The 13,732-nt window shown below is 46.3% G+C and carries 8 protein-coding genes; 5 read left to right on the forward strand and 3 right to left on the reverse strand.

The features are described from left to right. Nucleotides 1-30: 30 nt before the first annotated feature. On the forward strand, nt 31-3,561 hold the full coding sequence (locus tag GJS45_RS01495; RefSeq protein WP_162339672.1) for a PVC-type heme-binding CxxCH protein: 3,531 nt from the start codon (nt 31-33) through the stop codon (nt 3,559-3,561). Nucleotides 3,562-3,592: 31 nt separating this feature from the next. Here GJS45_RS01495 and GJS45_RS01500 read toward each other — a convergent pair whose 3' ends face one another. Then, on the reverse strand, nt 3,593-4,876 hold the full coding sequence (locus GJS45_RS01500; protein ID WP_162339673.1) for an alpha/beta hydrolase family protein: 1,284 nt from the start codon (nt 4,874-4,876) through the stop codon (nt 3,593-3,595). Between the two features lie 212 nt (nt 4,877-5,088). Between GJS45_RS01500 and GJS45_RS01505 the strand changes: the two genes are divergently transcribed. From GJS45_RS01505 to GJS45_RS01515, 3 genes are all read left to right on the forward strand, one after another. Next, nucleotides 5,089-7,335, forward strand: a complete 2,247-nt coding sequence (locus tag GJS45_RS01505) for a bifunctional SulP family inorganic anion transporter/carbonic anhydrase (protein WP_235954537.1) — start codon at nt 5,089-5,091, stop codon at nt 7,333-7,335. 50 nt (nt 7,336-7,385) lie between these two features. After that, nucleotides 7,386-8,216, forward strand: a complete 831-nt coding sequence (locus GJS45_RS01510) for a 3-keto-disaccharide hydrolase (RefSeq protein ID WP_162339674.1) — start codon at nt 7,386-7,388, stop codon at nt 8,214-8,216. A gap of 90 nt (nt 8,217-8,306) precedes the next feature. Continuing rightward, nucleotides 8,307-9,371, forward strand: coding sequence for an endonuclease/exonuclease/phosphatase family protein (locus GJS45_RS01515; protein ID WP_162339675.1), 1,065 nt, complete (start codon nt 8,307-8,309; stop codon nt 9,369-9,371). A 44-nt stretch (nt 9,372-9,415) separates the two neighbouring features. Here GJS45_RS01515 and GJS45_RS01520 read toward each other — a convergent pair whose 3' ends face one another. Both GJS45_RS01520 and GJS45_RS01525 read right to left on the reverse strand, forming a co-directional pair. Then, a complete protein-coding gene (locus GJS45_RS01520; protein ID WP_162339676.1) occupies nt 9,416-10,105 on the reverse strand; it encodes a LytR/AlgR family response regulator transcription factor in 690 nt (229 codons plus the stop codon). Further along, complete coding sequence (locus tag GJS45_RS01525; RefSeq protein WP_162339677.1) at nt 10,102-11,136, reverse strand: sensor histidine kinase; 1,035 nt, start codon at nt 11,134-11,136, stop codon at nt 10,102-10,104. The genes GJS45_RS01520 and GJS45_RS01525 overlap by 4 nt, the downstream gene beginning before the upstream one ends. A gap of 186 nt (nt 11,137-11,322) precedes the next feature. Here GJS45_RS01525 and GJS45_RS01530 point away from each other — a divergent pair, with 186 nt between their 5' ends. Beyond that, nucleotides 11,323-13,692 (forward strand): outer membrane beta-barrel family protein, encoded by a 2,370-nt coding sequence (locus tag GJS45_RS01530; RefSeq protein ID WP_162339678.1) that lies wholly within the window; start codon nt 11,323-11,325, stop codon nt 13,690-13,692. The last annotated feature ends 40 nt before the right edge of the window (nt 13,693-13,732 follow it).

Consider the following 13,732-nt stretch of genomic DNA (forward strand, 5'->3'; position numbering starts at 1 on the left):
TTTTTAGAAAAAAATTGACAATCAATCCCGATGAAAAATAGTTATCCGATGCTTCCCCCATACGATTCCCTCCTATGTTCCGGTATTAAGCCGAACGAGATCGTTAAAATAGTGTTTATAACTTACCTGCTGCTATGGGGTGGAAAAGGCCTCCTGGCCCAAAATGCCTTGCGGGATATCCCCTCCCCGGATCCCAAAATACAAATGGACATGTTCCAGGTAGCCGATGGTTTTGAGGTGAATCTCTTTGCTTCCGATCCCATGGTGGTCAAGCCCATTCAAATGAACTGGGACGAAAAAGGAAGGCTTTGGGTAGTTAGCAGCACGGTTTACCCACACTTAAAACCAGGGGAAACGGCCAATGATAAAATAATTGTTTTGGAGGACCGTAATGGAGATGGAAATGCCGATACAGCTACGGTTTTTGCAGAAGGGCTGATTACGCCTACGGGAATTCTTCCTGGTGACGGCGGGGTCTATGTGGCCAATTCCACGGAGATATTGCATTTAAAAGATACCAATGGAGATGGAAAGGCCGATGTAAAGGAAAAAATCCTTTCGGGTTTTGGAACCGGTGATACCCATCATCTCATCCACACCTTCCGCTGGGGACCGGATGGACTGATGTATTTCAATCAGTCGATTTACATCTACAGCCATGTGGAAACTCCCTGGGGAATCCGCCGGCTTGAGGGGGGTGGGGTTTGGCAGTATAATACCAAGACCCGTCGACTGGAGGTATTTGCCCGGGGCCTGATCAATCCCTGGGGGCTACAGTTTGATAAATGGGGAAGGGCGTTTCTTACCGACGGAGCAGGTACGGAAGGTATTAACCATGCATTTCGGGGAGCAACCTTCGTCACTGCTCCCGGAGCTGACCGGGTTTTAAGAGGCTTAAACCCCGGTCAACCCAAACACAGTGGCTTGGATATTGTTTCCGGCAGTCATTTGCCAGCGGATTGGCAGGGAAGCCTTATTACCAATGATTTCCGTGCCAATCGCATTAACCGGTTTACGCTGGAAGAGCGGGGCAGCGGGTTTATTTCCACGCAGGAGGAAGACATTTTGTGGACCGACCACATTGGTTTCCGGCCGGTGGACATTTTGCAGGGTCCGGACGGGGCCATTTATGTAGCCGATTGGTACAATCCCATCATCCAACACGGGGAGGTGGACTTTCACGATCCAAGAAGAGATCAGCAGCATGGCAGAATATGGAAGATTACCAGAAAGAACAGCCCCCTGGTAGCAAAACCCCAGCTGGATAAAATGAAGATTCCGGCACTTTTAGAAGCCCTGAAGGCAAAGGAAAGTGGAACGCGCCTACAGGCAAAGCTATTACTTAAATCAAAACCCGAATCAGCGGTCCTTCCTGAACTGGAAAAATGGCTGGAAAACCTGTCCTCTGCAGATCCTGATTTCGAACACCATCTATTGGAAGGACTTTGGGTTTACCAGGTCATGGGCAGCCCTTCCCTTCCTCTACTTAAAAAAGTACTACAGGCCAAGGATCCCGGAGCCCGGGCAGCGGCAATTAGGGTATTGACCCACTGGCGAGATCAGGTACCGGATCACCTGCAATACCTAAAGAGTGCCATTAGAGATAACCATCCGGAAGTCAGGTTGGAAGCCGTGGTTGCTTTGCAGCAGGTAAATGAAGTCGATGCTGCTGCTCTTGCGCTCAATGCTCTGGATCAGGAGATGGATACCAATCTGGAATTTGCCCTTTGGAATACCGTGAAAGCATTGAGCGAGAATTGGCTGCCAATGGTTTTGCAAAATCCAGATTACTTTGGAGATATATCGAAAACGGTTTTCGCGCTGCAGACAGTCAGTGATCCTAGGGCCATTTCCTTGCTCGGTCAATTATATGAGGAAAATAAAATACCACAGTCATCGCGGGAACAGGTATTACAAGCCCTAGGCAAGTATGGCTCCGAAAGGGAATTGGCCATCATTTTTGCCAAGGCTCTCTTAGCAGACACTAAAAAGTCCGAGCAACTACAGGCATTGGATGCCTTGTTTCAGGCCTCGCAGCAACGAGACCTTTCGCCGTCAAATGCAGGACAGGGCCTTGAACCCTTACTTGAATCAAAAGACGAAGAGCTGATCAGCAAAGGCTTACTCCTGGCCGGCCATTGGAAAAGAGTGGAATTACGAGCGCATGTAATACAGTTAATAAATCAGGGAAGTCAACCTGTGCGGAAAGCGGCACTGAAAGCGTTGGCACAAATGGGAGGCGAGTCCAGTGAGCAAGCACTTTATGCCTTCGCTACCAACACCGCCAAGCCAAAAACACAAGTGTTGGCCCTTATCGAGCTTGCCGCAGCAAAGCCCGAGGAAGCACTTCCCTTAGCGATAGCTCTTTGGCATCAAGAGATTTCGGAAGCCGCAGCAGGAGAATTATTCGGTGCCTTTATGAACACCGAGCAGGGAACCGTGGCCCTTGCGGAAAAGCTAAAAGAATCGAAAATTCCTGACCCCATGGCCCTGCAGGGAAGAAAGGCCATGCAACGCTACATTCCCTGGCAACGACGAAGCAGTCCGGCTGCCAGGGAACTCCTTTCTGCACTGGAAGCATCGGGTGGGGTTTTACCCCCCGAGCGCATGCCGCAAAAACTGGATGCCAATCAGGTGTACGCCCTGGCCCAGGAGGTTAAGACAAAAGCGGACCCGGTCATCGGGGAAAGCATTTACCGCAGAAAATCGCTTATGTGCCAAAATTGCCATGCCCTTGGAGGTGCCGGCGGCCGCTTAGGTCCTGATTTGAGTTCGCTGGGTACCAGCTCCCCTATCGATAATATCATTCAATCCCTGTTGGATCCTTCCGAATCGGTCAAGGAGGGGTACGAACTCCAACGGGTGAATAAGACGGATGGAACAGGGATAATGGGCTATCTGGTAAGTGATGGCTCTGAGGAGTTAATCATGCGTGACATGTCGGGATCGGAAATTTCCCTTCCCAAAAGCCAGGTTGCTAATCGGGAAAATGTCCCTGGTTCGCTGATGCCTCCCGGCCTGACGGCAAGTCTGGAAAAGGATGAATTTATCAATCTGGTGGGGTACCTGGCCAAACTGGGAAGTTCGGGAGATTTTCGGGTGACCAATGAAAAAATGGTTCGAAGCTGGCTGGCGGTAACAGATTCCGGGGAAATAAACAAGCTTCCCTCCAAAGATAACGTAGGAACATCGAGCCTCCCTCCTTTTGAAAAGGGCAGCCTACCCCTTTACAGCATGGTGGCCGGAGGCTTACCCCTTAACGAAATTCCGGCTTTTACAACGCCTGACGGTAGAAAAATGGGGCTGGTGCAGTTTGAGGTAGAAGTACTCCGTGAAGGGAAACTTTCCTTACAGGTTAATTCAGCGAACGGCCTAATGGCTTGGGTGGGTGATAAATGGCTCGTTTTTGAAAATAGGGAAGCTTCCTGCCCGCTTCCACAAGGGAAACACCTGGTTCATGTGGCCATTGACCTGGGAGAAAGGGAGCAGGATGTCCTTCAGGTAAAAATAATTGAAACGGGTAGTAATGATTCCCAAAATAAACTAATGGTCGGAAATTAACGACGAAATCTCAGCTATCTCAGCGCTAAGATCAGGGCTCGGCATGCCTTAATTCCAGTCCAATGGACGTTCTGGGCACAAAACCCTCCCAGGTTTCCTCCAAAGAATTCTCTGGCAAATCGAGAAATGATTCGTAATCCAGCCCTTTAAGGTGAAGCCCTAAAAAGGCAGACACAAAGTGCTGATTGATATTATTGATTCGTCGTTCCTTCCAAACCGGCTCACTGTAATGCATGTAATCGGGCTGATCCAGGTCCGTAGAAACCGGCGGATTGGGAGCTACATTATGCCGGGCATTTAGGTACGTCAGCAGGTACCGGTCCGCGTTGATGGCTCCATCATAAATGGCTTTTACTCCTTCCTCATAACCCGAAATATCGTCCTCGCTTCCGGCAATCAGGAAAGTAGGGATCCTAAGGTTTTCGAGTCCTTCTGCATTCCATACGCCTCGCGCCATGCCCCAGGGTGCAAACGCCACAATCGCTTTTACTCTGGGATCTACGGTCCCTACGTAGGCAGGATCAGCAAGGCTGCGTTCGGCTAACTTTTTACTTCCTCCGGTCATTTGAGAAAAAGTCTGTACGAAACCGGGAGAATAGCCTGCTCCCCCTGCGTTCAACACCCCATATCCTCCCATGGAATACCCTACCAAGGCCGTGGATTCGGCATCTACCATCCCAGATAAAAAATGGTCTGAACCAGATTCATTTAACCGGGCCATTTCATCCAAAACAAAGAAATCATCCAGCGCCCGGTGATAGAGCGTGCTGGCAAATTTTCCTGCATCCGCATGCGTAGACTCGGTATGGTCAATCGCCACCACCACATAGCCTTTGGAAGCCAAATTCTCGGTCAGGTAAGTCATCAGAAACCTGGAACCCGGATACCCGTGTGAAACAATGATGAGGGGAAATGGCCCCTCGCTTTGATTGGGAGGAGCATTTCGAATGGCCCGGCCAGAAAAGGAAAAAGGCTCCAGCGGACGATCCGGATCGTTGGGACTTCCTAGATAATCCTGGTAGGTTACGCTTTGGCCATCCGGGCTTTTCCTAGCCGGGTACCAAACTTCCACTGTCAGTGGCCGGTCGTATTCCGGACGCTCATTTTCGGTAAAATTCAGGATGTCCGGCTGATTTTTGTGAAGTAATTCCAGTGTCTGAACCCCTACCTGATAGGCACCTCGATAGGCCAGCTCGGGAGCATCCGGCAGCGGGTCGCCAAATACAAAGGGATCATCCTGAGAAAGCACCGACCTGCTATGGAAAAATATTAAAAAAATCAGGTAAATCGAGGTGATTGTTAACGTTCTATTCATAATAGGATAGCCGGTTGGGTAAAAGCCTGACCAAAGATAGGGAAATTACTGATTTCCATACTTTAATTGTAGTTATCTGTAAAGGTTAACCATTAGGACAAGGAGAAGCTACCCGATAAAGCCAACCAATCATTCGGTTCGGATTGACGAAATTATAGAAAATAAAGTTTATGTTTGCTTAAGGAAATTCGAACCCTTCAAATTTTTCCATTTTGAGTAAAAACCAACCATTCAAACAATTGATCGAAAATCGGCACATTGAGGATATTGGCCGCTCTGTATTCAGCAGCCCGGGAAAAGACATTCCGGCCGGAATAGTCGTATTTCTGGTAGCACTTCCCTTATGCCTGGGCATCGCGTTGGCCAGCGGTGCGCCCTTGATTTCAGGTTTAATATCCGGTATCATAGGCGGGGTGGTAATTGGAGCGATCAGCAAGTCTGAGGTCAGTGTCAGCGGCCCGGCGGCTAGTTTATCCGCTGTGGTGCTGGTTGCCATCAATAAGCTGGATAGTTTTGAAATATTCCTTCTTGCCTTATTTATCGGAGGCCTGTTACAATTGGTATTTGGCCTACTCAAGGCTGGACTAATTGCAGATTACATGCCTACCAGCATCATCAAGGGCTTGCTTGCTGCTATTGGACTTATCTTGGTTTTTGCTCAGATCCCCTACGCATTCGGCGTGAAAGAAGATTCCGAAGGCATGGATTTCACTACGCTAATGACAACTGGTTTTCCAGATTTTAACCAGGTGGTTCAGTCCTTTTCACCCGGAGCGGTGTTTCTAACGATATTTTCCCTTGCCTTACTGATATTCTGGGACAAAACCTTTTTGAAGAAAATCAAACTCTTCCCTCCCTTCCTGATGGTGGTTATCTTGGGCGTGGTGATAAATACGATTTTTAAATTTCTACTTCCTGCTTTTTACCTGGACGGAATCCAATTGGTCAATATACCTGAAGTAGATGGATGGTCTTCGGTGATCACCTTTCCAGACTTCGGGGCCATAGTTAGTTTTCAGGTTTGGACCTATGCCTTTACCATCGCCTTGATTGCATCTATCGCCTCGCTTCTCGCCATAGAGGCGGCGGATAATCTCGATCCCCATAAAAGACGCAGCCCTCCTAACCGGGAACTGGTTGCCCAGGGAATCGGTAACTCCCTGGCGGGGCTTTTGGGAGGCATTCCCATCACTTCCGTAATTGTGCGTAGTTCGGTCAATATTGAAGCAGGAGCAGAAACCAAACTATCAACCATCCTGCATGGTTTGTTATTGACCGCAAGTGTTCTTTTTCTAAGCTCCGTAATCAATCAAATTCCCCTGGCATCCCTGGCGGCAATTTTGTTGGTCGTCGGTTACAAACTGGCCTCGATCAGCACGTTTAAAGACATGTTTAAGAAAGGACTTTCCCAATTTATACCTTTTGTGGTCACGGTTTTGGGTATTTTGCTTACCGATGTATTACTTGGTGTACTCATCGGTACCGCGTCAAGCGTTTTCTTTCTGTTGAGGGGAAATTACTATAATCCGTTTTTTATTGAAGAAACCAGCAAGTCAAACAAAAAGAAATCCATACGCCTGGAGCTTTCCAATGAAGTTTCATTTTTAAATAAACCGGCTATCAAGCGAACACTCTGGAACCTTCCCCATAAATCCAAAGTAATCATCGATGCCACCTTTTCTTCCTATATTGATCGGGACGTGTTAGGTATTCTGAACGACTTTCAAAATACCTTCGCAAAGGAAAATGAAATTGACGTAAATGTTATCGGGCTTCGGGAAAGTTACAAGCCCAAAAGCGATATTAAAATGGAAACCAATGTGCTGCTTCCCAAGAAGGAACTGATTACACCGGAAGATGTATTGAATTACCTTCGTGATGGAAACAAACGCTACGTAGATGGGAATCTGGTCTCCCGTCGCTTCCGGAATAAGGAATTACTGGACTTTATCAAGGACGCACCCTTAGCTGTAGTTATTAATTGTATTGACATGCGTGAACCGCTAAACATGCTATTGAATACCGGCATCGGTGACTTAATACCCCTAAAAGCCGCTGCCAACCTGCTGGACAAAAACCTCATCCAAACATCAGAGATGGCCTGTTCCTTTCAAGGCGCCAAACTAATTCTGCTATTGGGAAATAATAAAAACAGATTGATCAAACATGCCCTGATCCAGCAAGTCAAAAATCCTGAAAACCCGATTAGTTTCCTTTTAGAACCTGCCTTCCATGCAGGCGTATATGCGGCGGACGAACTAAAAGAAAATAATCTAAACGAACTGACTGACAAAATCACGCTTTTCAACCTAACCCTATCCAAATCCAAGATTCTGAAAGAAAGCTCCTGGCTGAACGAAGCGATACAATCCGGTAAAGTAGGCATCGCTACTGCTTTTCTGGACCGTAAAACGGGAGCGATCCAATTTTCCATTCCGGAGGAAAACCTAGTGCCCTAGGATTTTACTATCAGTACCAAAAAGCCCGATTTGAACGTAAACCAAAAATCATGAAATTAACAAGCATACCCTTATCCCAATCTTTTTCCAGGGCATTGATACTGCTCGTGGTGGCGTGCTTTTGCGTCTTGATTTATGCTTTTACACCTACCCAACGTACCAAGCCCCAGACCGACGGCTGGCAAAGCCTGTTCAATGGCAAAAACCTGCAAGGATGGATTCCCAAATTTCACCACCATGAAACCGGAGAGAATTACGCCAACACGTTTCGGGTAGTGGACGGTGAAATTCAGGTAAATTATAACGACTACACCCGTTTCGACGAACGCTATGGTCACCTTTTTTATGAAAAACCGTTTTCATCTTTCCATCTCAAATTTGATTATCGATTTACCGATCAGTGGATGGAGGATGCCCCGGAGTATACCTACCGAAACAGCGGTGTCATGTTCCATTCCCAATCCCCCGAGAGCATTCTCAAGGAGCAAGATTGGCCGATTTCTGTCGAATACCAGATGCTCGCCGATGCAGAAGACGGAAATCCAAGACCCACAGGCAATATGTGCTCCCCGGGCACTGAGGTTTTTTACCAGGGAGAAATGGATCCCCGCCACTGTATCAACTCCACCTCTCCCACCATTCCATGGGAGGAATGGGTCCATGCCGAATTGATCGTTTATGAGGATTCTCTGGTCGTACACAAGGTGAATGGGAAACAGGTGCTGGAATACACAATGCCCCAGATAGGTGGTGGTGTGGCCAATCGCTATGATCCAGCGCTAAAGGTAGATGGTAAGCCCTTGACAGAAGGATATATCGGATTGCAGGCGGAAGGACAGGGAGTCGTATTTAAAAATATTATGATCAAAGAATTGGATTGACGTTTCTTGAATCGGGGATTGGCCCCTGAGAAATCTGGTAAGGAAATTGCAGCTATCCTTGAAAAAACCCGTTCCGAATCCAGCAACCCAATGAAATACATCGTTATCATCTTTGGTTTTTTAGTCATCCTGGCCTCTGCCTTGCCTTTAATAGAAACGGGCACCTGGTGGATCCGGATTTTTGATTTTCCAAGGGTACAAATGGCGGTGCTCTGCTTGCTGGCCATAATCTTGACTTTTTTTTTCCTTCGCAGGGAAAAACGCTGGTTCCAGACTGTTTTTATGGTCTTGTTGGCAGCATCCCTATTCTACCAGGTCAGCAAAATCATCAGCTTTACCCCCTTAGTAGCCCCAACGGCTAAAAGAGCTACGGATGAAAATCAGAAATTTTCCCTCCTGCTCAGCAATGTGCTAATGGAAAACCAGGATTTTGAAAAACTAAAAAAGTTAATCGCCTCCAGGGATCCTGATTTAATATTACTGACGGAGCCAAACCTTCTCTGGACCAAGGCCCTAATAAACCTCGACGAGCAATATCCGCACACGATAAAGGAACCGCTGAACAATACCTATGGCATGATTCTCCTTTCCAAGTTTCCGCTTAAAAATGGAAAGGTTAATTATTTGGTTGAAAACAACATTCCTTCCATTTTCGCCAAGATTCAGTTACCCAATGGGGGGCAATTTGATTTTTTTGGGGTGCATCCGGAACCTCCCAAACCGGGTTCGGATACCTATGAGAGGGATACCGAACTGCTGATCATTGGCAAAATGATCAAAGAAGATCCGCGTCCGGTACTGGTTGCCGGTGATTTGAATGATGTGGGATGGTCCAAAACATCCACCTTATTCCGGGAGTATAGCCAGCTGGTAGACCCCCGGGAGGGCAGGGGCTTTTTCAATACCTACAGTGTGTTTCTACCTCTATTAAGGTATCCCTTAGACCATGTGTTTTATTCCAACGACTTCGGATTGGTTCATATTGAAAAACTGGAGCCGATTGGTTCGGATCATTTTCCCATGTGGGTCGAACTAACCTTTGAACCGGATTCGACCGAGGCAGAAGAGGTAGAAAATACCGATGCGGAAGAAAATGCTGAAGTAGAAGAAAAGGTGGAAAAAGGAAATGAAGAAAGCCAGGAATCTTCAAATTGACCCTTTCTTTTTGAAGTCAAAGGATGTAAGCCACTTTTTAGAACCTAACGTAAGAACCGATTAATGAAAGTCTCTTTATAAGCCCTGCCCAACGGAATTACTTTTCCACTATTCATAAATACCTGATTTCCACTGATCTTACTAATTTCCGTACTGTTGATTACAAAGGATTTATGCACCCGGATAAAAACGCCTTCATCCAGCATTTCCACCCATTTTTTTAAGGGTTCGGCCGAAAGGTATTTCTTTTCTGAGAGGATAATTTCACAATAGTCTCCATCGGCCATGATGTACTGAATATCCTCAAAGACGATCCGTATATGTTCGTACCCAACCTTGATAAAGCACTCCTTCTTTGCATCATAGATCCGGGTTTCTTGTGAAAAATCCTGCCTGGAAACCTTTCCTATGGCTTTCACAAAACGCTGGAAGGAAAAGGGTTTTAATAAGTAATCGACCACATCCAATTCATAGCCTTCCAGCGCATATTCAGGATAAGCCGTGGTCAGGATAACTTTTGGTTTGAAAGGAAGGCTTTTAAGAAATTCGATACCCGACATCTTGGGTAAATGAATATCTAAAAACACTAAATCTACCGGCTCCTGTTGCAAAAAAGCCATGGCTTTTACCGGATCGCTGAACGTTCCTGCCAGGGTACAGGTACCCAACTCATCCAGGTATTTCTTTAAAATGCGCTGGGCAGGGGGTTGATCTTCTATGATGATGCAATTCATGGCTTTCGAAGCTGAAGGGAAAGGGATACATGGTAATCGGTATCGGTTTGGCGAATACTTAGTTCATGGCTGTCCGGGTAGAGCAAAGCTAGTCTTTTGCGAACATTTACCAAGCCAATCCCCGTTTCACTGGAAATCGTCTCATTTTCAGAAAGAAAATTATTTTGACAGTTAAATGTTAACAGGCCTTCTTCATTTACCTCCAGGTGAATACTTATCCGGATTTTTTCCGACTGACCGGCTTGACTGTGTTTGAAAGCGTTCTCAATAAATACATTTAATATCAAAGGGGCAATCCTAAAATCTGACGGAACAGCTCCTACCTGAAAAGACACTTTTCCCCTATCCTCAATTTGCAACTCGTACAATTGCGTGAAGTTTCTCAGATGATCGATTTCTTTAAGTAAGGGCACAGAAGCCTCCCGACACTCATATAACATATAGCGCAACACTGAACTCAGTTCCAGAATTATTTCCGGCGTTTTCGCTGATCCTTCTACTGCGTAGGCATACAGGTTATTCAGGTTGTTAAACAAAAAATGCGGATTGATCTGAGATTTCAGAAAGGCTAGTTCGCTCTCTCGCACCATGGCCTTTAATTCATCCAATTGACGCTGTTTTAGCAGGGCATCCCAGGCAAATTTAAACCCCGATAGAATGGCCAGGATGGGTAAAACCTGTCCCAAACTAAAAATGACTCCCGGAAAATTGGTGCCCCTGGAATCTGGAAAAAACCAGCGTTCCAGTACCATCTCTTCGATCAAAATGACCAGGGCCACGGTGAAAAAAGTCAATAATGCGAAGAGGGTATACCTTTTGGGATAAAAAAAGCGGGGCAGAAAAACATAGCTAATCAACAAATTGGCCCAGGTGTAATTAATAAAAAAAATAAAATGATAGGTCTCGAAGGTGTACAACACGTCCGGATGATGTCTGTCAATGGTATAAAAACTAAAGACCAATGCATGCAGGATGAGTTGGAAAAACAACTCTCCTTTTCCCGGATGCTGCTGTAATAAGGTATTGCCCATTTGGTAAATTTACATAGATGAAGGGAATTGCCCCATTGGTTCCGGTAAACAACCGCTTTAGCAGGATAAATGACCAAAACCTACTACTTTGCCGTTCATCTGATTATACCCGTCGTTTGTCGATTCCATTTCTTTACAGGTATTTTTATATGCAGCTTTGTAGGGTTAAGTAAATACAACTACCCCATGAAAAAACAAGTGCCTTTTATTTTATGCATGTGGCTGGGTCTGGGCTTACTCCAGGCACAAGATATAGAGATCACCGGCAAGGTAGTCGATGCCAACAGCCAAATGCCCATCGAGTTTGCCACCATAAAACTCCTGGATGGTGAAAACGGCCAAATGATCGCTGGTACCACCACGGAAGCGGATGGTGGGATTTTATTGACCACCCAAAAGGAAATTTTCATCATAGAGATCAGTTTCATAGGCTTTATCACCCAAACCATTACGGACTACGACATGGCAGGTGGAAAAGTAAATCTGGGTACCATTCCTTTAGCAGAAGACAGCGAACTAATGGATGAGGTGATCATTCGTGGAGAGCGGTCTACCACCGAATTCCGATTGGATAAGCGGGTATTTAACGTAGGCCAGGACCTGAGTAGCACCGGGGCCAGTGCGTTAGAGGTATTGAACAACGTACCTTCTGTCACGGTCAATATCGAAGGGCAAATTCAACTCCGGGGTATTGGTGGCGTGCAGATCCTGATCAATGGCAAACCTTCTGTCCTTGCCAGCGACGGCGGCAATGCCCTCGGAACCATCACGGCAGACATGATAGACCGCGTGGAAGTGATCACCAACCCTTCTGCCAAATACGATGCAGAAGGCACCTCTGGAATCATCAATATTGTCATAAAAAAAGAAGAGAAAAAAGGAGTTAACGGGTCCCTGACGCTCAACACCGGCGTACCCAATAATCACAGTCTGGGTTTTAGTCTGAACAAACGCACCGAAAAATTCAACCTTTTCAGCCAATTGGGCGTTGGTCACCGAACGTTTCCGGAAACATTTGAAACCATCAATAGCAATTTAGCCGAACAATCTTACATCCGGAATAAAGGTGACGGGGAAAAGAACGAAACGTTTTTTAATCTAATCCTGGGAACCGATTACCATATCAACGATCGCAACGTCCTTTCGCTCACCGGTAATTTTGCCTACGAATTGGAAACCGAGTATTCTACCGGCAATTTCACCTCTGAAAACAGGTCTTCCGGGCCGGTAGCGGGCTGGACCCGGGATGAATCCACTGAAGCCACCAATCCGAAATGGCAGTACGAGTTGCAATACAAAAGCGACTTTTCCGATAGCGATGATCATTACCTGCTGATCAGTGCGTTGGGAAGTTCCTTTGCCAAGGATCAAATGTCAACCTTCAATAACATCCCCTCGTTCGGAGAAATGGCCTTGCAGGACCGACAGTTGACAGATACGGATTTTGGTCAGGCAGAATATACCTTCAAAGCAGATTACACGCAGCCCATCACGGATGAGATCACCTTTGAGACGGGAGGGCAGTACCTGATCACCGATGTTAATAATGATTTTTCCATCGCTACTTTTGAGAATGGCGCATGGGAGCAAATTCCTGAACGAACCAATACGTTTTTCTATACCCAAAAAGTGCTGGGAGTGTACAGTACCGGTGCCTATGAGGGAGACAAATTTGGACTTAAACTGGGCTTGCGGGTAGAAAATACGGATTTGAATACCTTGTTGAAGCAAAACGAATTGGAAAATCAGCAAAACTTCACCAACCTCTTCCCTACCCTGCATAGTTCTTACAAGCTGGCCGATAATTTTTCCCTACAGGGAGGGTACTCCCGTAGGATATCCCGACCCAGGCTTTTTGACTTGAATCCGTTTTATAATATCCGGAACAATTTCAGTATCCGCACAGGAAATCCGGACCTGCTGCCGGAACTGACCGATAGCTATGAAATTACCGGAATACTCGATTTTGAGTTACTTTCCTTAAGTAGCTCCGTTTATCACCGCTATATCACGCAGACGGTAGAGAATGTGACCACATTTGAGGATAATGTCGGCATTACCATGCCCATGAATATTGGTACCAACAAAGCCACAGGAGTTGAGCTGAACGGTAAATTCACCCCCAACGAATGGTTGTCACTTAGCGGGGATTTTAACTATAACTACTTCAATCGGGAGGGAACCTTTGAGGCCAGCCCTTTTGATTTTACCGCAGACCAATGGTCCGCCCGACTGACATCCAAGTTTGACCTTCCGGCAGATTTCACCCTGGAACTCATTGGTAATTACCAATCCGCCTACCAGACTTTTCAGCGCAAAATCAGCGGTTATGCATTGGCTGATATCGGAATACGGAAGAAAATCATGAAAGGAAAGACCATACTAAACCTGAGTATTAGAGATGCCTTTGCTTCTCGGATATTTGAAACCGAAACCGTACAGAACAATTTTTCGCAGTACGATTACCGACTCCGGGGCCGCTTTATCACGTTTGGCATCAGTTATGGCTTTGGCAAGGGCGAAGCCATGGAGTTTAGCGGGCAGAAAAGATTTTAAGGGTATTTTTAGCTGACCTGCCAAATCGCTGGAACATAAG

The sequence above is a fragment of the Cyclobacterium salsum genome (assembly GCF_010119245.1).
Taxonomy (GTDB): domain Bacteria; phylum Bacteroidota; class Bacteroidia; order Cytophagales; family Cyclobacteriaceae; genus Cyclobacterium; species Cyclobacterium salsum.

Bases quoted from the DNA above. Each gene is read 5' to 3' on its own strand.
- GJS45_RS01495 (WP_162339672.1), top strand. From the start codon at position 31: ATGAAAAATAGTTATCCGATGCTTCCCCCATACGATTCCCTCCTATGT.
- GJS45_RS01500 (WP_162339673.1), bottom strand. From the start codon at position 4,876: ATGAATAGAACGTTAACAATCACCTCGATTTACCTGATTTTTTTAATA.
- GJS45_RS01510 (WP_162339674.1), top strand. From the start codon at position 7,386: ATGAAATTAACAAGCATACCCTTATCCCAATCTTTTTCCAGGGCATTG.
- GJS45_RS01515 (WP_162339675.1), top strand. From the start codon at position 8,307: ATGAAATACATCGTTATCATCTTTGGTTTTTTAGTCATCCTGGCCTCT.
- GJS45_RS01520 (WP_162339676.1), bottom strand. From the start codon at position 10,105: ATGAATTGCATCATCATAGAAGATCAACCCCCTGCCCAGCGCATTTTA.
- GJS45_RS01525 (WP_162339677.1), bottom strand. From the start codon at position 11,136: ATGGGCAATACCTTATTACAGCAGCATCCGGGAAAAGGAGAGTTGTTT.
- GJS45_RS01530 (WP_162339678.1), top strand. From the start codon at position 11,323: ATGAAAAAACAAGTGCCTTTTATTTTATGCATGTGGCTGGGTCTGGGC.